We start from the raw sequence: 17,281 nt of genomic DNA, 5'->3' as shown, positions 1-17,281 counted from the left end.
ATGAGCAGGCACTTCACGACATGGCATTACTGACCGAACACGAACAACGCAAGGTCGCCGAGGCCATCGCCCGGGTCGAACGCGACACCGACGCCGAACTGGTGACGGTGCTGGCGGCCCGCGCCGACGACTACGCGTACATTCCGTTGCTGTGGGCCAGCCTGCTGGCACTGGTGGTGCCGGGCATCCTGCACTACCTGACCGGATGGCTGACGATGCACAGTCTGTTGCTGGTGCAGTGGATCAGTTTTGTCGTGCTGTGCCTGGTATTTCGCTTGCCCAGGGTCACCACTCATCTGGTCCCGCGCCACGTCCGGCACTGGCGCGCCTCGAACCTGGCACGTCGGCAATTTCTCGAGCAGAACCTGCATCACACGGTGGGCAGCACCGGGATGCTGATTTTTGTCTGCGAGGCCGAGCGGTATGTGGAGATTCTGGTGGACGAAGGTATTTCCAGACGGCTGGACGACAAAAGCTGGGACGCTATCGTCGCGGCGTTTACCGAGCAGGTGCGCCAGGGCCAGACGTTGCAGGGCTTCGTGACCTGTATCGAGGCGTGCGGCGAGTTGCTCAAGGTGCATGTGCCGGTGACGCAGGTGCGCAATGAATTGCCGAATCGGTTGGTGGTGTTGGGATAAGCCGTTCGGGAAAATAGCCGTGCCCTCGAACGCCATCCCCCCTTAAACTAGCGGCCATTCCCGATTTGCCCGTCAGAGGCCGTTTTCTGCATGTCTGCCACCGCCGTTTCCACCCCCGATCACCACACCCGTTTCATCGAGTTGCTGCAAACCAGCCTCGAGCAGAACGGTTTCATCAAACTGGTGCTGGCCAGGTACGTCGGCGAAGAAGCGGATCTGCAGCGGATCATCATCAAACCGGTGACGGTCAAGGCGCAGCCTCATCTGTCATTCGTCTATCGCTACAAGACTCGCGACATCACCAAAAACCTGCCGCTGACCGAGGCGGTGGCGACGATTGCAGGGCTGCTGCCGGCGGCTTTCAAGAACGCGCATTTGCTGACGCTGACGGATGAGGCCCAGCTCGAATACAGCAAAAAGGGCAAGAGCTCGCTGTTCATGAGCAAGCCCCAGCAATTGCGCGAAGTGCCGTCCGCCGGGCACAACCGCGAGAAGAACCGGTTTCTTGAGTTGAGTCGCCCGTTCCTCAAGGATCTGGGCGTGACCAACGCGCAACACGAGCTGATTCCGGCGATGTCGCGCAAGTGGAAGCAGATCAACAAGTTCATCGAAGTCTTCAGCCACGCGCTGACTTCATCGCCCCTGGCCCTGGACAGACCGGTGCGGGTGGCGGATTTCGGTTCGGGCAAGGGTTACCTGACCTTCGCCATTCATGACTATCTGCGCAATACCCTGAAGGCCGAGGGCGAAGTCACCGGCGTCGAACTGCGCGAAGAGATGGTCAACCTGTGCAACGCCGCCGCGCAGAAACTCGAACATCCCGGGCTTGTGTTCAAGTGCGGCGATGTGCGCAGCGTGGCGCCGAGCGAACTGGAGGTGATGATCGCGCTGCATGCCTGCGACATCGCCACCGACTACGCGATCCACACCGGCATCCGCTCCGGCGCGGCGATCATCATGTGTTCGCCGTGCTGCCACAAACAGATCCGCCTGCAGATCCAGAGCCCGGCACTGCTCAAGCCGATGTTGCAATACGGTTTGCACTTGGGCCAGCAGGCGGAAATGGTCACCGACAGCCTGCGCGCGCTGTTCCTTGAGGCCTGCGGTTATGAGACCAAGGTCTTCGAGTTCATCTCGCTGGAACACACCAACAAGAACAAGATGATCCTCGCCGTGAAGCGCGCCGAGCCGGTGGACCCGGCCCGGTTGCTGGTGAAGATCCAGGAACTCAAGGCGTTCTACCACATCAGCGAGCATTGCCTGGAAACCCTGCTGCTCGCCGATGGCCTGCTGCCGCTCAAGGCTTGAGCTGAACCCCGGCCGGTAACGTGCCCGGTTGAGCCGGGCGCACTGCGGTCTTGCGCCCGAGCATCACGGTCGCGATCACCCCGCAGGCGAACAGCCAGGTGATCGGCTCCACGTGCTCACCGAAGAACAGCGCGGAAAAGGCGATGGTGAAAAAGATCTGCAACAGCTGGATCTGACTGACCCGGGCAATCCCGCCCATGGCCAGCCCGGCGTACCAGGCGAAGAAGCCCAGAAACTGCGAAAACAGCGCGACGTAACCGAAGGCCCACCAGGTTTTCGCCGAGACCGCGCCCTGATGCTGGAGCGCCAGATACAGCACCGGGCCGATCAGCAACGGTGTCGACAACACCAGCGCCCAGCAGATCACCTGCCAACCGCCCATTTCCTTGGCCAGGCGCCCGCCCTCGGCATAACCCAGACCGCCCACCGCAATTGCACCCAACATCAGCAAATCCCCGGCCTGAATGCTGCCGGCGCCGGTGTACAACGCATAACCCAGCACCAGTGCGCTGCCCAACGCGGCGCAGGCCCAGAAGGCTTTCGACGGACGCTCATGGGACAGCCACGCGGCGTACAGCGCTACGCACAGCGGTTGCAAACCGTTGACCAAGGCTCCATGGGACGCCGGCAAGGTCTGCATGGCCCACGCCGACAGCACCGGGAACCCGAGAATCACCCCGGCGATGACAAGGCTCAGACCTTTGATCTGTTTCCAGGTGGGCCACTTTTCCCGTCGCCACAACAACAGCAATGCCGCCGGAATCGCCGCGAACAACGCACGGCCCAGGCCGTTGAGCAACGGGTGCAGTTCCTGCACCACGATGCGGGTGAAGGGCAGGGTGAGGCTGAAAATCACAACGCCGAGCAGGCCCAGGGCCATGCCGGTGTTTTCGCGCGAAGACATGATGGCAACCAGATTCGAAGGTGGCAGGGAAGTGGCTTCATCTAGCCACAAACCTTGCGTATCGCGCTGTTACAGTCCTGCACAGAGTTAGCCGTACAGTTAGGGTAATGCCCGTGGCGAAGGAGCTTGCTCCCGCTGGGCGCAAAGCGACATTTGATGTGCGTTCAGACTCGCGTCTGCTGTGCAGTCGAGCGGGAGCAGGCTCCCTCGTCACGAATTGGGCTACTTTGAATACTCCTGTGCATTCACCAGAGGAGTCCTGTCCATGGCCGCGAAAAAGATTCTGATGCTGGTCGGCGATTACGTCGAAGACTACGAAGTGATGGTGCCGTTCCAGGCCCTGCAAATGGTCGGTCACACCGTGCATGCCGTGTGCCCCGATAAAGCCGCCGGCAAGACCGTGCGCACCGCGATCCATGACTTCGAAGGGGACCAGACCTACAGCGAGAAACCCGGTCACCAGTTCGCCCTAAACTTCGATTTCGCCAAGGTCGATGCCAAGGACTACGACGCGTTGCTGGTGCCCGGCGGGCGTGCGCCGGAATACCTGCGGCTGAACGAAAAGGTCCTGGAACTGGTGCGAGCCTTCGACAAGGCCGGCAAGCCGATTGCTGCCGTCTGTCACGGCGCGCAACTGCTGGCGGCGGCGGGGATTCTCGAAGGACGCGAGTGCAGCGCCTATCCGGCCTGTGCCCCGGAAGTACGGCTGGCCGGCGGCACTTACATCGATATCCCGGTTACGGACGGTCATGTCCAGGGCAATCTGGCCACCGCCCCAGCCTGGCCGGCGCATCCGAAATGGCTGGCCGGGTTCCTGGGGTTGCTCGGGACTAAAATCACCCTGTGACCCATCGATAAGGAGACGCAGCATGTCCGGATGGTATGAATTGAGCAAAAGCAGCAACGGCCAGTTCAGGTTCGTGCTGAAAGCGGCGAATGCCGAAACCATTCTGACCAGCGAGTTGTACACCTCTCACCGTGCCGCCGAAAATGGTATCGCGGCGGTGCAGGGCAACAGTCCGCTGGATGAGCGCTACGAGAAGAAAACGACGAAGGACGGGCATCCCTACTTCAATCTCAAGGCTGCCAATCAGCAGATCATCGGCAGCAGCGAGTCCTATTCATCGGACGCGGCGTTTGCGAAGGGGATCGCCGCCGTGAAGAGCAACGGGCCGACGAAGGTGATCAAGGACAAGACCTTGCCTGTCCTCTGAGTTCACTGAAGTTCCCAATGTGGGAGCAGACTCGCTCCCACAGGGTTGATGTGTGGTTTGAAGATCAGCTCAGGGTTTTGAGAATGCCCTGCAACTGGCTGCGCCCGGCCTCGCTCAACGGGAACACCGGCAAGCGCGGATCGCCGACTTCCAGATCGGTCAGGCGCAGCCCGGCCTTGATCGTCGCCGGCAGGCCGCCCTTGAGGATGAAATCCAGCAGCGGCAACTGGCGGTAGAACAGTTCTCGCGCCTTGCCCAGATCCCCCGCCAGCGTGGCTTCGTACAGATCCAGGTTGAGTTGCGGGATCAGGTTCGGCGCCGCCGTGCACCAGCCCTTGGCGCCAGCGGCGAACGCTTCCAGCGCCAGCGGGTTGCAGCCGTTGTAGAACGGCACCCGGCCTTCGCCGAGCAGTTGCAGCTTGTGCATGCGCTGGATGTCGCCGGTGCTCTCCTTGACCATGGTCACGTTTTCCACGCCGTTGACGATGCGCAGAATCAACTCCACCGACATATCGGTGCCGCTGGTGGCCGGGTTGTTGTAGAGCATGATCGGCACGCCGATGCTGTCGCCGATGGCGCGGTAGTGCGCAAGGATCTCTGCTTCGGTGAGCTTCCAGTAGGACGCCGGCAGTACCATCACCACGTCGGCGCCGTGTGCTTCGGCGAAGCGTGCGCGACGCACGGCTTTGGCAGTGGTCAGGTCGGAGACGCTGACCACGGTCGGTACCCGTCCGGCGACGTGTTTGATGCTGAACTCGGCGACCTGGTCCCACTCCGCATCGCTCAGGTAGGCGCCTTCACCGGTGCTGCCCAGCGGTGCGATAGCGTGGACGCCGCCGGCGATCAGGCGGTCGATCGAGCGGCCGAGGGCCGGCAGGTCAAGGCCTTCGCCATGGGCGCCGAACGGGGTGATGGTGTAGCCGATGATGCCGTGAATATTGGTCATGTGAGTGCTCCGCAAGGATGGGGATTCAGTTCAGGCAATCGGCGTGTTGACGCAAGTTCTGCCGGGCGTAGTAGTTGAAGGCAGCGGCGTGGCGCTTGGGTTTCGACACCCAGTCATGCGCCTCGCGCCCCAGTTCGGGAATGATCGGTTTGATCGTCCCGGCGGCCATCGCCAGCAATTGCAGTTTGGCGGCGCGCTCGATCAGTTGCGCGATGACACAGGCTTCCTCGATGGTCGCCCCGGTCGACAGCTGACCGTGATGGGAAAGCAGGATCGCCCGCTTGTCGCCCAACGCGCCGGCAATCAGTTCGCCTTCTTCGTTGCCGACCGGCACGCCGGGCCAGCCTTCAAGGAACGCGCAGTCGTCGTACAGCGGGCACAGGTCCATGTGGGAAATCTGCAACGGTACTTCCAGCATCGACAGCGCGGCAATGTGCGTCGGGTGGGTGTGAATGATGCAGTTCACATCCGGCCGGGCGCGGTACACCCAACTGTGGAAACGGTTGGCCGGGTTGGCCATGCCGTGACCTTCGAGCACTTCCAGGTCTTCGTTGACCAGCAGCAGATTGCTCGCGGTGATTTCATCGAACCCCAGTCCCAGTTGCTGGGTGTAGTAAGTACCCGGCTGCGGGCCACGGGCGGTAATCTGCCCGGCAAGGCCCGAATCGTGGCCGTTCTCGAAGAGGATCCGGCAAGTCAGGGCCAGCTTTTGCCGGTCCGTCCACGTATTATCCGCCAGGGTGTTTTGCATCTGTGTCAGCGCTTGCCTGACCAGTTGGTCTTTGGGGAGTGCTAATGTCTTGGCCATATCGGTGTCCTGTGGTGGTTGCACATGAATGACACTAAAGAGGCTATATGACACTTTGTGTCATTGGCAAGGACAAATCGTCTTTCCTTTGCTGGAATAATCGCTACGCATGTCTATCCGTTTGAAATTATTGAGAAAAAAACTTGGCGTAACCCTTGAGGCGCTGGCCGAGAAATCCGGCATGACCAAGAGTTACCTGTCGAAAGTCGAGCGCGGGTTGAACACGCCGTCGATTGCCGCCGCGTTGAAACTGGCGAAAGCGCTGAACGTGAAAGTCGAGGAGCTGTTCTCCGAAGACAACGTCAGCCTCGACAGCTACAGCCTGGTGCGCAGCCACGAACGCCAGTCACTGGCGGCCAACGATCACAGCCCCGGTTACGCGGTGCTGGCTCACCAGGTCAGCGAGCGCAGTCTGTTGCCGTTCATCATCTATCCGCCGACCGAATTCACTGACAAGACCTTCAAGGAACACTTGGGCGAGGAGTTTCTGTTCGTCCATGAAGGCCGGGTCGAAGTGGATTTCATGAACGAACGGGTGCTGCTGGAGCGGGGCGATGCGCTGCACTTCAATGCGCAGAAACCGCACCGGATCCGCTCGGTGGGCGAGGAGCAGGCGCAGCTGCTGGTGGTGGTGCACAGCAGCGAGGAATGATCAGTCCTCGACCGGCACCGACAGCTTCGGGTTGCCCAGGGCATGGGACTTCGAGTCAAAGAACCGCAGTTCCACGCCGGTTCCGTCGAACACCTTCGCGTAATGCCGTTTCTGGTGCTGGATGAATGCCGCACTGCGCGGGTAGATCGAGATCGCCACGGTTTTCGGTTTTGCCAGGCGCAAGGCACGAACGATGTGTGCATCCTGCTCGCCGAGGGCATGGCCGAAGATGCACAGGCTGTCGCCATGCTCGAGTAACTGGTCGTGGCAGAACGACAGGTAATCCGAACTGCGGATGGTCTTGAGTTTGTCTGCGCTCGGCCCTTCGTTGACGAACAGCGGTACGTCGTCGAGGGTCTTGAGGGTGTTGTTGATCGCAAAGCTGCCCAGCAGCGTGCCTTCGGTGGCGGTCAGCTTGCGGGCGCTGCCGTCCAGGTTGCGCACCAGATGCAGGCCGCCGTGCAGGTACAGCAGGCGGGGCTTGTCGCTGCGGCTTGCGCACAGATCGAAGTTGGCGTCGGGGCCGTTGAACAGATCGTCGATGGCGTCGCTGTCGTGTTGCAGGGCCCAGTAGTTGAGCAGGTCGTAATTGGTGGTGAACACCGTGCGATAGCTCGCCAGTTCTTTGTTCAGCGTAGCCAGAGTCGAGGTTTCAATCAGCCGCCACGGAATATGCACCGCATGGACGGTGTTGATCAGCGCTTCCTTGATCGCGTAATAGCGATTGCGCGGGGCAGCGGAGCTGACGGCCAGTGCCTTGTTGACCCGGCTGGTGGTTTTCAGCGCTCCGAGCACCTGCTCGAAACTGCGTGTCTGCAGGGCGTCGAACACGCTCAGTTCCGATGGGCTCAGCGGTTTTTCCTCCACTGTGCGGGCGTTTTCGAACAGCGAGTCGTAGCCGAAATCGTCCCATACCGCGCGGCTGGCGCCGTTGCCCACCAGCAGACCACTGAAGTCGGTGGTGGCGCGCAACGCGTTCCAGTCTTCGAGGGTGGCGTCGACATCCAGAAAATCGGTCATTGCAGGGCACGTCTCAAAACTAAGGGGCAGATGGACGGCGACTTTATCACGAGCGGGCATTGAGCCAGATCAACATCCGCCGTGACCGATCGGTCGATCCTGTATGCATCCGCCGGATCGCAGGAGTCGAGCCGGCCCCTGTCAGGAGACGCGCCATGAGCAGCACCTTTTTCATTCCCGCGGTAAACATCATGGGCAGCGGCTGCCTCGACGATGCCATGAATGCCATCCGCAACTACGGTTTTCGCAAGGCGCTGATCGTCACCGACGCCGGTCTGGCCAAGGCTGGCGTGGCGACGATGATCGCCGAGAAACTGGCGATGCAGGACATTGATTCGGTGATCTTCGACGGCGCCAGACCCAACCCGAGCATCGCCAACGTCGAGGCCGGGCTGGCGCTGCTCAAGGACAGCCGCTGCGATTTCGTTGTCTCCCTCGGCGGCGGCTCGCCCCATGACTGCGCCAAGGGCATCGCGCTGTGCGCGACCAACGGCGGGCAGATCCGAGATTACGAAGGTGTCGATCAGTCGGCCAAGCCGCAATTGCCGTTGATCGCCATCAACACCACCGCCGGCACGGCCAGCGAGATGACCCGTTTCTGCATCATCACCGACGAAACCCGGCACGTGAAAATGGCCATCGTCGACCGCAATGTCACGCCGCTGCTGTCGGTCAACGACCCGGCGCTGATGGTCGCCATGCCCAAAAGCCTGACCGCCGCCACCGGCATGGACGCGCTGACCCATGCCATCGAAGCCTATGTGTCCACCGCCGCCAACCCGATCACCGACGCCTGCGCGCTGAAAGCGATGACTCTGATCAGCAATAACCTGCGTCTGGCGGTACGTGACGGCAGCGATCTGGCGGCGCGGGAAAACATGGCCTACGCGCAGTTCCTCGCCGGCATGGCGTTCAACAATGCCTCACTCGGTTACGTGCATGCGATGGCGCACCAGTTGGGCGGTTTCTACGACCTGCCGCACGGGGTGTGCAACGCGGTGCTGCTGCCCCACGTGCAGACGTTCAACGCGCTGGTCTGCGCCGATCGCCTCACTGATGTGGCCCACGCCATGGGCGCCGACATCCGTGGTTTCAGCCCGGAAGAGGGCGCAAAAGCTGCGATTGACGCGATCCGCTGCCTGGCCAGGGACGTCGACATCCCCGGCGGCTTGCGCGACCTCGGCGCCAAATGCACTGACATCCCGATACTCGCCGCCAATGCTCTGAAGGACGCCTGCGGCTTCACCAACCCACGGGCGGCCGATCAACGGCAGATCGAGGAGATTTTCCGCAGCGCGTTTTAAGCGGACTGACGATCGGGCGTGAACCTCGTGCAGAGCACCGCGCCCGCCGCCAGAAAGCAACACAGCAGCGACAGCGGCCACGCGTGTGGACCGGCCAGCAGGCTGGCCACGGCGCCGATCAACGCGGCCATCAATTGATGAATGAAACCACTCAGGGCCATTGCGTAAGCGCCGGCAATCGGCGCTCCATCGTTGGCCCGTGACAGGCTGATCGGATAGTTCAGCGACTGGCCGAACACGGCGACGCAGTAAGGCAGCCAAAGCAGCCAGGCAACGGAGCTGGCCAACAGGCTGCCCGCCAGCATCACCCCGCTTCCGGCCATCACCAGGCCCACACCCAACGTCATCAACCGATGCTGACCGGTACGCAGCACAAAGCGATTGACCGCCAGCGCTCCCAGAAAATACGCCGCACTGATCGGCCAGCCCAACAGTCCGTAATCGGTCGTCGACCAACCGAACGGGCCTTGCAGAATCAACGGCGCAGCGCTGTTGAACGCGATGATCACGCCATAACCCAGGCCGCCTGCGAGCGCCGGCAGAAGAAACGCCCGGTGAGTCAGAATCCTTCCGTAGACCGCCCAGGACGATGCGGTTGCGGGCGTCTCGACGAGTTGCGGAAAACCCAGACGCGAGACAAGCGCGGCCATCGACAGGCTGAGCGCACCCAGCAGATAGAAGATCGCCTGCCAGCCCAGCGTCACCTGAATCAGCGAGCCGGCGTATTGCCCGATCCCGAGCGCGACGACGAACGAAATCGAAATCCACGACAACGCCTTCGCCAGCAGATCGCCCCGGAAACTGTCTCGGATCAGCACCCGCGCCATCACCGAAATACCGCTGGCGCCGATCCCTTGAAACAGTCGCAGCAGCAGGAACGACTCCAGTGTCGAGCCCAACGGCAACCCCAGGTTCGCCAGCCCGTAAATCCCCAGCGCCGCCAGCAGCACCGGTTTGCGGCCGATGCGTTGTGCGAGGCTGCCCCAAAGCAGCATCGGCAGCGCCATGCCCATCAGGTACAGCGACAGGCCCCAGGCCACCTGCGTTGCATCGACGTGCAGGTGCCCGGCGATGTGCGGCAACGCCGGCAGATAAATGCTCATGCCCAGTTGGGCGAGGAACACGGTGGCGCAGGTAAGAAGCAGGATGAGGCCGGGGTTCATGAGTCGTCCGTGCAGGCTCAGTGGTCGCGATGGCCGCGGTGAGTCAGAAACAATCCGATGATCACATCACAGAAGTGATGGATCAGTGTCGATTCCATATCGGCGCGCAATGTAACGCGAATCGCGGCTTTACCTTGAGCCACCACCGGAAAAAATACCGCGCTGGTGAAAAAGCCGTGTTCGGCCAGCTCTATGGCAATACGCGTGGCCAGGGTGGCCTCACCGCAATTGATCAAGCGAATGGCCATGGGGCTGCCATGCTGTTCGGTGCTCAGAAGACTGTCGAACAGGCGAATGTTGGCCTGGAGCCGAACCTGCAGTGCACGCAGTTCAGCACTGCGATGCAACTGGATCGAAGCAAGGCCCGCGCCGATGGCGGCGCAATTGAGGCTTTGCGACCAGTTGCTCGGCCCGCCGTAACGCTGAATCAACTTCCTCTGCCGCTCATTCCCCAACATCACCAGACCACCGCTGGCCCCGAACGATTTGGCCAGTGACGCGACGATCAGACAGTCCTCATCCAGCGCCGGCATTCTTGGCCGCACCAGTCCGGCCCCGTTGCTGCCGACCGCCGACAGCGCATGGGAGTCGTCCAGATAAAGGAACAGGCCGTAGCGTTCTTTCAGGTACAGCAGACCGTCCAGATTGGCGACGCCGCCCATGCTGTAGGCACCGTCGGCAACGTAGGCGACCGTGGCGTGGCGCTGGCACACCGATTCGAGAAAATCCATATCGTTATGGGGACAGGTCAATACGAGGGTTTCATCGGCGCAACTGGCCTTCAGGTGATTCATCGAATAGTGCGCCAGACGATCGAACACCATCACCGGCGGGCGGTTGTGCGTGAACACCCCACTGGCCAGCAATGGCAGGATCCCGGCACTGGCAGCGCTGCAGGACAGACTGCTCAGGCACACGGCGCCGAACAGTTCAGACAGTTCGCATTCGTAACGATCGAGCAGCGCCAGTTTGCAGCGGTTTTTAGAGTTGGCGATCCGTAGCGTGCCGGTTTCCTGCAGTGCCGAGATGGCGCCTTCGAGCAGGGCCGGGTGGTGATCGAGGCCCAGGTAGGACGTGGTGCCAAAGTGATGGAAGGAGCGCCCGTGCTGATCGACCAGTTCGTTGCAGCCTTTGACTTCGACATTGAGGGCGGCGATTTTTCCGGCTTCGGCAGCTTCCCAGTCGTGGTCCGCCAGAGCGATGACCTTGCGATAGTGAGTGAAGGTGTGGGCGGCGGTATCGGACAGATGATTCACGGCAGCTCTCCTTGAGCATGGCAATCCATGGGATGTTGCAATTTGTGTGTGTTGCCAGACTTTACAGAGAGCGATACCGGGTCAGAATCGGTCATATCCGATAGCGCTGAGGGGCGTTGGAGTTTTGTTTGTAGGGCAATGCGAAGCAGGAGCGTCAGATCGTGAAACGCCTGACGACTCCCATGTCATGAATCATCCTGTCGTCACAGCGCTTTTTTCTATCGCAGAGGAAAACTGGATCAACATCACACCGGCGATCAACAGCATTGCGCCGAAAACCCGTGGCAAGGTCAGCTGTTTTTCCAGCAGGCCGAATAACCCGAAGTGATCCAGCGCCATCGACGCCAGCACCTGCCCGGCCAGGGCCAGCGCGACAAACCCCGATGCACCGAGCTTCGGCACCAGCACCACCGCCAATGCCACAAAGCACACCCCGAAGGCGCCACCGGCCCACATCCACAACGGCGCCTTGCCGATGAACGCCAGGGATGGCAGCGGCAAGCGCAGAGCGACGATGACCGGCAACAACACCAGCACACTGACCAGCAGTGACGCCAATGTCGCCCATAACGGATGGCCCAGCCCTCGGGCCAGGTTGGTGTTGATCGCACTTTGAAACGGTACGACGGCCCCGGCCACTGCCGCCAGCAGCAATAGACCTGCCCAATGCAACGTACTCATGATCGTTCTCCAGCAAGGTTTTGCTGGACTCTAGGGTATTCGTCGCGCAGATTTAAATTCTGTTTTGTCATGCGGAACATGCATCAGATGAATGATCTTCGGCGTATCGATCTCAACCTGTTGGTGGTCCTCGATGCCTTGCTCGCCGAGCAACATGTGACTCGCGCTGCCGAGCGTCTGCACTTGAGCCAGCCGGCGGTCAGCCATGCGCTGGCCCGTTTGCGCGACTTGCTCGGTGATCCCTTGCTGGTGCGTGCCGGTTCGGGGCTGGTGCCCACCGCCCGGGCACTGGAACTGATTGCGCCGCTGTCCGAAGTCCTGGCCCAGGTGCAATCGCTGCTGGCGCCGAACACCTTCGATCCCGCCAGTGCCCGTCGGAGCTTTCGGCTTGCGATGTCGGATTACGGTGCGGCGATCATTCTGCCCGGGCTGATTCGCACGTTGCGTACCGAAGCGCCGGGCATCGACCTGCAAATCAGCCATGCCAGCCGCGAAGGGATGGTCGAGGGGCTGCTCAACGGCGACATTGACCTCGCTGCTGGGGTACTCCCGGAATTGCCCGGTGAGTTGTGCAGCACGCCGCTGTTCGAAGAACGCTACGTCTGCCTGCTGGATCGCCAGAGCCTTCCAGCCGAAGGTACCCTCGATCTGCCAACCTACCTTTCCCGCCCCCACGTCCTGCTGGAAATGCGCGGCAGCGGGACCCCGGAAATCGAACGCACCCTGACCGCCCTGCGCGAACGCCGCCGCGTCGCCGTCAGCCTGCCGCACTGGAGCGTGGCGCCGAAGTTCATCAGCGGCACGGATCTGATTTTGACCGTGGCTTCGCGAGCGTTGAAGGATGTGGATGACGACTCGTTGATCGTCGTGCCGCCACCGTTCCAGATCGCACCATTTACCTTTGTCACGGCGTGGCACAAGCGACGGGGCGGGGATCAGGCGTTGAACTGGTTGAATCGGCGGATCGAGCAGGGGATAGTGCGCGGCTGAAAAACATCAAGGAGCGGGGCGTGACAGTGAAGTCTGTGGTGACGGTGGGGCTGGTGCTTTGCGGGGCGTTGATGGCGGGGCAGGTGTTGGCTGATTGTGTGCCTGCGCCGGTGAACGGTGACCTGGATTTCTCCGTGTGCAAGGAGTGGCCGGCCTTTCCGGGATTGAATATCAACGCGAATGCGAAATTTCAGCGCAGTTCCGGGCCGGGTGCTACCGATACGAGCGGCACCTATGATTTCACTTTATCTGTCTTGAAAAGCGACCAAACGGAACCGGTTGCCACTTATCACCAAGCCTCCGCTTTCTTCTCGGGTGGGGTGGCATTGCGAGATCTTTCGCTCGATACCGCGCGCTACAAGCTGACTCCAGAGGTACGGGCGTTTGGTGTTCGCGTGCAGTTCACCAATGCCTCTCGCCTCAATCCGCTTGAGGAAACGCACCTCTCTCTTTTTGTAAAAGAAGGCGACAAGTTACGCCCTGTGCTCAGTCAATTAGTGGTTTACGAGTACGGCGGCGAATGGGACGGTGATTGCACTGGTGAGCGATTTGAGATGACCAGAACAGTAGAAATCGCCAAGACCAGCTCCCATGGTTATGCCGATCTGATTATCAAAACCCGGCAGACAAACACGACCAATGTCGTCGAAGGCGATACTTGCGAAGACAAGGTCAATGTCAGCTCCCCTGAACTGACAACCCTTCACTACGACGGAAAATCCTACGTCTTGCCTAAAGGTTTCAAAGCCATCGAGTGATACAGAACCAACGCGACTTTTATCAAGGAAGAACAATGCTCACCCCGACCCGACTTTTCATCGCCCTCGGTTTTCTGGCCGTTACCACTCAGGCCCACGCCGCCTGTGAGATAAAGAAATTCGACGGTCACTCCCTGTCACGCTGCAAAGTGTGGCCGGCCTTCCCGGACAAGGCGATCTCGGCCAAATCCACCTTCGTGTCCGACTCCGAAGGTGACCACGACGGCGTGTTCGACCTGGAACTGTCGCTTCTTAACGCCGCCAATGCCAAGCCGCTGGCGACTTACGTCAAACCCGGTGCCTACAACTCCGACGCGATCAGCTTCGAAGACTTGAAGATCGATACCGCTCGATATCGTCTGGCGTCGGACGTTCGCGCCTTTGGCCTGCGGTCGGATTTTGCCGACCAGCTTTCAAGAGCCAATCCCTATGCGAAAACCGATCTGGCGCTGTATGTCCGCGAAGGCAGCAAGTTGCGACCGGTGCTGGAAGGCCTGGTCATTCGCAAGGAATTTGGTGAGGGTAGCGGTGAGTGCGATACCAAAGACACGAAAATCCTTAGGACCGTGGAAATCGGCCCATCCAGCCATAATGGCTTCGCTGACCTGATTGTTTCCTCAAGTGGTGTGGTGTACACCTCGACCCAGTCAGGCAAAGAGTGCGTTTCCAAAACCACCAACCTGAAAAACACCCAAGTCACCCTGACCTACGACGGCAAGCAATACACCGTCCCCGAAGACCTCAGAGGTTACTGACCGATGCTTACCGGCCTCAACCACCTGACCCTCGCCGTCACCGACCTGGATCGCAGCCTCGTGTTCTACCGCGACGTGCTGGGCTTGGGGGTTGAGGCCACGTGGGACGCCGGTGCCTACTTGTCGCTCCCGGGCTTGTGGTTGTGTCTCTCCCTCGATGCACAACGCCAATCCGAGCCCGCCGCCGACTACACCCATTACGCCTTCACCCTCGGCGCTGCGGATTTCCCGCTGTTCGTGTATCAGCTTCGTGCCGCGAACGTGCCGGAATGGCGCGACAACCGCAGCGAAGGCGCATCGTTCTACTTCCTCGACCCGGATGGGCACAAGCTCGAAGCCCACGTCGGCGATCTGGCCTCGCGGCTGGCCGCATGTCGGCAAAAGCCCTATGCCGGGATGCGTTTTTTCAACGAGCCGTGAATATTCACAAACCGCTGGGCTAGACTGGCGGCCACGTTTTGCGGCGCTTGCAGGTATTTCATGACTCCATCGTTGCTTATGGCCGTACTGGCCTCGGGTTTCATCTACGGCATCACGCCGGGGCCGGGTGTGCTGGCGGTGTTCGGCATCGGCGCCGCGCGCGGCCGTCGGGCCGGGGCGGGGTTTCTGTGCGGGCATTTGTTGGGCGATGTGATCTGGTGCAGCACCGCGCTGATCGCGATTGTCGGCGCCCGGGAAATCGGTAGCACCGCGTTTGATGTGCTCGGTGTGCTCAGCGGTCTGTACCTGTTCTGGCTTGGCTGGCGCGCCGTGCGGGCCAAACGCAGCAACGGCGATCAACCCCAGGGCGCGGCGCGCCAGCCGTTCTGGCACGGCATCCTGTTCGGCCTGACCAACCCCAAGGCCTACCCGGTAGCGGTGGCAACGTTCACCGCGCTGCTGTCGAGCCGTGCCGAACTGCTTAACTGGTCGATGTTGCCGATGCTGATTGCCCTGAGTTTCCTCGGCGGATTGCTCGCCTACGCTATTCTCATTGGCGTTGTCGGCGCCCGTCAGGTGCGTACGCTGTATCAGCGCCATGAACTGGCCATCACCCGGTTGTGCGGGGTAATGTTCATCGGTTTCGCCATCAACGCGCTGGTGCATGCGCTGCCGGGGCTGATGCCGAACAAGGCTTGAAAATAATCGCCGGGATGCGAGGTCGAGGTCAGGGACGGTTGATCAGTGCTGCATTGCCGGACACCCACGCTGAACCATGGAAAGCCGAAATTCTGCGCCTTTGGCGAGTTACATCGATCTGTTGCTGGACGCCGTCTGCGCGGTCGACAAACAAGGTCGTTTCGTTTTTGTCAGCGCGGCCTGCGAGCGGATTCTCGGTTATACCCCGGACGAGCTGATCGGCCAGTCGATGATCGACTACGTCTATCCCGCCGACCGTGAGCGCACCCTGGCCGCCGCCAGAGACATCATGGGCGGCGAGCCCAAGCACAATTTCGAAAACCGCTACGTGCGCAAGGACGGCAGCATCGTGCACATCCTCTGGTCGGCACGCTGGTCGGAGGTCGATCAATTGCGCATTGCCGTGGCGCGGGACATCACCGAGCGCAAACTCGCCGAATCCCGTCAGGCCGCGTTGTATGCGATCTCCGAAGCGGCCCATGCGGCGGAAGATCTGCTGGCGCTGTTCAAACGCATCCACATGATCATCGGCGAGTGGCTTCCGGCGCTGAATTTTTCCGTGGCGCTGTACGACGAGCACTGTGCAAAGCTGGATTTCCCCTATCACGTCGACGATGACGAGGCGCAACCGGAGCAACCGGGCACGGTGACCGGGCGCCTGTGCGCCGAGGTGATCCGCAGCGGCCAACCGATCCTGCTGACTCCCGATTGCCCGCAGGCACCGCCGGGTTTCGAAGCGCTGGTGGCCGGGCAGCAATCACCGTGCTGGCTCGGCGTACCGCTGAACTCGAAGAACGGCACCATCGGCGCCCTGATCGTCAAAAGCCTGCCCGGCGGCGAGCGCTACACCGAGCGCGACAAGGAACTGCTGCAATACGTCTGCGCCCAGGTCGCCACGGCCATCGAGCGCCAGCAATTGCACGCCCGTCTGCGACGCATGGCGCAATATGATCAGTTGACCCAACTGCCCAACCGCGGACTGTTGCGCGAGCGACTCAAGGCTGCGCTGGCCGCAGCCCGGGAAGCCTCGGGGCACATGGCGCTGCTGTATGTCGATCTGGATCGCTTCAAGCAGGTCAACGACACCTTCGGCCACGGCGTCGGCGACATGTTGCTGCAGACCGTGGCCAACCGCCTCAAGGGCTGCGTACGCGAGACCGACACCGTGGCACGGATTGGCGGCGATGAATTCGTGGTGCTGCTGCACAGCGTCCACGCCCCTGACGATGCCGACAGCGTGGCGGAAAAGATCCGACAGGTACTGGTGCAACCCATGCGTCTGGACGGGCATAACCTGAGCATCGAGCCGAGCATCGGGGTTGCGCGTTTCCCCGAACACGGCCATCACGAGCAGCAGCTGTTTCGCCACGCTGACCAAGCCATGTACGCCGCCAAAAGACAGAATCATCAGGCCCGGGGTATCTGACGGCCTGGCCGTTCGTCGCGGCAACGGCAATTTTTATAAACCTTTGAGGGCTGTGTTTTTCTCAACTTAGGCGGGCAACAGCTCGCTTACGATCAATACCAAGAGGTAGAGAATCATGCCTAACTCAAGAAACTCGAACTCGGGAAACTTCGCCAACGATCGAACAAAGGCCTCTGAAGCCGGTCGCAAAGGTGGGAAAACCACCACCACGACTGTCGACAAAGAGCCTAAAACCGAAATGGGCCGCAAGCCCGCTCAGAAATCGAAGTAGTCGGCGAAGGTTGTTTTGATTGAGAGGCGGGGGCGCAAGCTCCCGCTTGAATTTGCCGAGAAGGAGGG

20 protein-coding genes are annotated in these 17,281 nt (G+C 60.9%); 13 read left to right on the top strand and 7 right to left on the bottom strand.

Annotated elements, in window-relative coordinates; translation table 11 throughout:
• Nucleotides 1-20 precede the first annotated feature (20 nt).
• Together ACK6BI_RS20465 and ACK6BI_RS20460 are read left to right on the top strand one after the other, a co-directional pair.
• A complete protein-coding gene (locus tag ACK6BI_RS20465) occupies nucleotides 21-638 on the top strand; it encodes a TPM domain-containing protein (protein WP_409318487.1) in 618 nt (205 codons plus the stop codon).
• A 90-nt stretch (nucleotides 639-728) separates the two neighbouring features.
• Nucleotides 729-1,946: a class I SAM-dependent methyltransferase gene (locus tag ACK6BI_RS20460; RefSeq protein WP_409318483.1), complete on the top strand. Its 1,218-nt coding sequence runs from the start codon at nucleotides 729-731 to the stop codon at nucleotides 1,944-1,946.
• On the opposite strand, the gene ACK6BI_RS20455 is transcribed toward ACK6BI_RS20460, so the two are convergent.
• Nucleotides 1,936-2,850 carry a DMT family transporter gene (locus tag ACK6BI_RS20455; protein WP_409318482.1) on the bottom strand — a complete coding sequence of 305 codons (915 nt, stop codon included), beginning with the start codon at nucleotides 2,848-2,850 and terminating at the stop codon, nucleotides 1,936-1,938. The two genes, ACK6BI_RS20460 and ACK6BI_RS20455, sit on opposite strands and share 11 nt — an antisense overlap.
• 265 nt (nucleotides 2,851-3,115) lie before the next feature.
• Here ACK6BI_RS20455 and ACK6BI_RS20450 point away from each other — a divergent pair, with 265 nt between their 5' ends.
• Together ACK6BI_RS20450 and ACK6BI_RS20445 are read left to right on the top strand one after the other, a co-directional pair.
• Nucleotides 3,116-3,697 carry a DJ-1/PfpI family protein gene (locus ACK6BI_RS20450; protein ID WP_007957909.1) on the top strand — a complete coding sequence of 194 codons (582 nt, stop codon included), beginning with the start codon at nucleotides 3,116-3,118 and terminating at the stop codon, nucleotides 3,695-3,697.
• A gap of 22 nt (nucleotides 3,698-3,719) precedes the next feature.
• The gene (locus ACK6BI_RS20445) at nucleotides 3,720-4,064 is read left to right on the top strand and encodes a YegP family protein (RefSeq protein WP_409318481.1); all 345 of its coding nucleotides are present in this window, start codon (nucleotides 3,720-3,722) and stop codon (nucleotides 4,062-4,064) included.
• A gap of 64 nt (nucleotides 4,065-4,128) precedes the next feature.
• Here ACK6BI_RS20445 and ACK6BI_RS20440 read toward each other — a convergent pair whose 3' ends face one another.
• Together ACK6BI_RS20440 and ACK6BI_RS20435 are read right to left on the bottom strand one after the other, a co-directional pair.
• The gene (locus ACK6BI_RS20440) at nucleotides 4,129-5,010 is read right to left on the bottom strand and encodes a dihydrodipicolinate synthase family protein (protein ID WP_409318480.1); all 882 of its coding nucleotides are present in this window, start codon (nucleotides 5,008-5,010) and stop codon (nucleotides 4,129-4,131) included.
• 25 nt (nucleotides 5,011-5,035) lie between these two features.
• Nucleotides 5,036-5,818, bottom strand: a complete 783-nt coding sequence (locus tag ACK6BI_RS20435; protein WP_409318479.1) for an aldolase — start codon at nucleotides 5,816-5,818, stop codon at nucleotides 5,036-5,038.
• Between the two features lie 109 nt (nucleotides 5,819-5,927).
• On the opposite strand from ACK6BI_RS20435, the gene ACK6BI_RS20430 reads away from it, so the two are divergent.
• Entirely contained in the window at nucleotides 5,928-6,470 is a 543-nt protein-coding gene (locus ACK6BI_RS20430; protein WP_085710196.1) for a helix-turn-helix domain-containing protein, read from the top strand.
• Here ACK6BI_RS20430 and ACK6BI_RS20425 read toward each other — a convergent pair whose 3' ends face one another.
• Nucleotides 6,471-7,490 carry a DUF4917 family protein gene (locus ACK6BI_RS20425; protein WP_409318478.1) on the bottom strand — a complete coding sequence of 340 codons (1,020 nt, stop codon included), beginning with the start codon at nucleotides 7,488-7,490 and terminating at the stop codon, nucleotides 6,471-6,473.
• A 155-nt stretch (nucleotides 7,491-7,645) separates the two neighbouring features.
• On the opposite strand from ACK6BI_RS20425, the gene yiaY reads away from it, so the two are divergent.
• On the top strand, nucleotides 7,646-8,794 hold the full coding sequence (gene yiaY, locus ACK6BI_RS20420; RefSeq protein ID WP_409318477.1) for an L-threonine dehydrogenase: 1,149 nt from the start codon (nucleotides 7,646-7,648) through the stop codon (nucleotides 8,792-8,794).
• On the opposite strand, the gene ACK6BI_RS20415 is transcribed toward yiaY, so the two are convergent.
• The 3 genes from ACK6BI_RS20415 to ACK6BI_RS20405 form a co-directional block, all read right to left on the bottom strand.
• Nucleotides 8,791-9,957, bottom strand: coding sequence for an MFS transporter (locus ACK6BI_RS20415; protein ID WP_409318476.1), 1,167 nt, complete (start codon nucleotides 9,955-9,957; stop codon nucleotides 8,791-8,793). The genes yiaY and ACK6BI_RS20415 overlap by 4 nt on opposite strands.
• Nucleotides 9,958-9,974: 17 nt before the next feature.
• Nucleotides 9,975-11,204: an aminotransferase class I/II-fold pyridoxal phosphate-dependent enzyme gene (locus ACK6BI_RS20410; RefSeq protein WP_409318486.1), complete on the bottom strand. Its 1,230-nt coding sequence runs from the start codon at nucleotides 11,202-11,204 to the stop codon at nucleotides 9,975-9,977.
• Between the two features lie 201 nt (nucleotides 11,205-11,405).
• Nucleotides 11,406-11,894 (bottom strand): DMT family transporter, encoded by a 489-nt coding sequence (locus tag ACK6BI_RS20405; RefSeq protein ID WP_409318475.1) that lies wholly within the window; start codon nucleotides 11,892-11,894, stop codon nucleotides 11,406-11,408.
• Nucleotides 11,895-11,972: 78 nt separating this feature from the next.
• Between ACK6BI_RS20405 and ACK6BI_RS20400 the strand changes: the two genes are divergently transcribed.
• The 7 genes from ACK6BI_RS20400 to ACK6BI_RS20370 all read left to right on the top strand — a co-directional run bounded on the left by ACK6BI_RS20400 (nucleotide 11,973) and on the right by ACK6BI_RS20370 (nucleotide 17,213).
• A complete protein-coding gene (locus ACK6BI_RS20400) occupies nucleotides 11,973-12,884 on the top strand; it encodes a LysR family transcriptional regulator (RefSeq protein WP_409318474.1) in 912 nt (303 codons plus the stop codon).
• A gap of 20 nt (nucleotides 12,885-12,904) precedes the next feature.
• On the top strand, nucleotides 12,905-13,642 hold the full coding sequence (locus tag ACK6BI_RS20395; protein ID WP_409318473.1) for a hypothetical protein: 738 nt from the start codon (nucleotides 12,905-12,907) through the stop codon (nucleotides 13,640-13,642).
• Nucleotides 13,643-13,677: 35 nt separating this feature from the next.
• Entirely contained in the window at nucleotides 13,678-14,397 is a 720-nt protein-coding gene (locus ACK6BI_RS20390) for a hypothetical protein (RefSeq protein WP_409318472.1), read from the top strand.
• 3 nt (nucleotides 14,398-14,400) lie between these two features.
• On the top strand, nucleotides 14,401-14,817 hold the full coding sequence (gene fos / locus ACK6BI_RS20385; protein ID WP_409318471.1) for a fosfomycin resistance glutathione transferase: 417 nt from the start codon (nucleotides 14,401-14,403) through the stop codon (nucleotides 14,815-14,817).
• A gap of 60 nt (nucleotides 14,818-14,877) precedes the next feature.
• On the top strand, nucleotides 14,878-15,516 hold the full coding sequence (locus ACK6BI_RS20380) for a LysE family translocator (protein WP_260522536.1): 639 nt from the start codon (nucleotides 14,878-14,880) through the stop codon (nucleotides 15,514-15,516).
• 76 nt (nucleotides 15,517-15,592) lie between these two features.
• Entirely contained in the window at nucleotides 15,593-16,942 is a 1,350-nt protein-coding gene (locus ACK6BI_RS20375; protein WP_409318470.1) for a diguanylate cyclase domain-containing protein, read from the top strand.
• Nucleotides 16,943-17,057: 115 nt separating this feature from the next.
• Complete coding sequence (locus tag ACK6BI_RS20370) at nucleotides 17,058-17,213, top strand: KGG domain-containing protein (protein ID WP_082302357.1); 156 nt, start codon at nucleotides 17,058-17,060, stop codon at nucleotides 17,211-17,213.
• Nucleotides 17,214-17,281: the final 68 nt, after the last annotated feature.

The organism is Pseudomonas sp. KCJK9016 (assembly GCF_046231795.1).
GTDB classification, from domain to species: Bacteria; Pseudomonadota; Gammaproteobacteria; order Pseudomonadales; family Pseudomonadaceae; genus Aquipseudomonas; species Aquipseudomonas bananamidigenes.
Note: the sequence above shows the minus strand (reverse complement) of the source record. Positions and strands in the feature narration are given on the sequence as shown.